At 33.9% G+C, this 770-nt stretch carries 1 protein-coding gene; it reads right to left on the reverse strand.

What is annotated here, in order from left to right; genetic code table 11:
- Nucleotides 1-63: 63 nt before the first annotated feature.
- Nucleotides 64-738 (reverse strand): LbetaH domain-containing protein, encoded by a 675-nt coding sequence (locus tag HWX04_RS08230; RefSeq protein WP_175869631.1) that lies wholly within the window; start codon nucleotides 736-738, stop codon nucleotides 64-66.
- Nucleotides 739-770: the final 32 nt, after the last annotated feature.

Raw genomic sequence — 770 nt, forward strand, 5'->3', positions numbered from 1 at the left:
ATTTGCTAAAATTTGGAATGGGAAATTTAAAAGAGGGGCGCCCCCGCAACGCCCGTGCTTTATTTACGCAGCGTCTTTTATGGTTTGATCACAAATGTTGATATGACCATTCAATTTTTTGGTATCTATATATGAATTGCCAAAAACACTTACTTTATCGCAAATATATGTATAGCCTGTAATTTTTGCATTTTCATAAATACAAGCATCATCACAAACCACAGCAAAAAACCAAATTTGTGCATTGTTATAAATTCTTGCATTGCCATAAGCTTGCGCATAGCCAGTCAATAAAGCGTTATCATAAATTTTAGCATGCCCTTTTATAACAGCCCTGTCAGAGACTTCAGCATGATTTAAAACGCAGGCATGATCGTAAACAAAAGTTCTTCCAAAAACCAAGGCATTATCAGCAACCCTTGCATTGTCATAAATTCTTGCACTATCAAAAACTTTAGAATTGCCTTCAATTTTCGCATTATCGAAAACATGAGCTTCATTTAAGACTTTAGCATTATCAGAAACATGAGCATTATTATAAACACACGCTTCATTATAAACCCAGCAATTGCCATCATGTGATAAGTTGCTTTCCTTTTCAATAAAACCACCGACAACCCCAGCTTTAACATCAGCAAAGTCTTTTAATGCTTTAATGCGATAAAGGGTTGTAATCTCTCTAGTAAACATATTTTTAATTTGTTTGATTTCACTGGTTAATTCATATTTTTTAGACATAAGGATACCCTCACAATTTAATGTGATAACGA

This window comes from Bartonella gabonensis (genome assembly GCF_903679515.1).
GTDB classification, from domain to species: Bacteria; Pseudomonadota; Alphaproteobacteria; order Rhizobiales; family Rhizobiaceae; genus Bartonella; species Bartonella gabonensis.

What these genes read in the sequence shown, in the direction of transcription:
- HWX04_RS08230 (WP_175869631.1), bottom strand. Translation starts at nt 738, where the DNA reads ATGTCTAAAAAATATGAATTAACCAGTGAAATCAAACAAATTAAAAAT.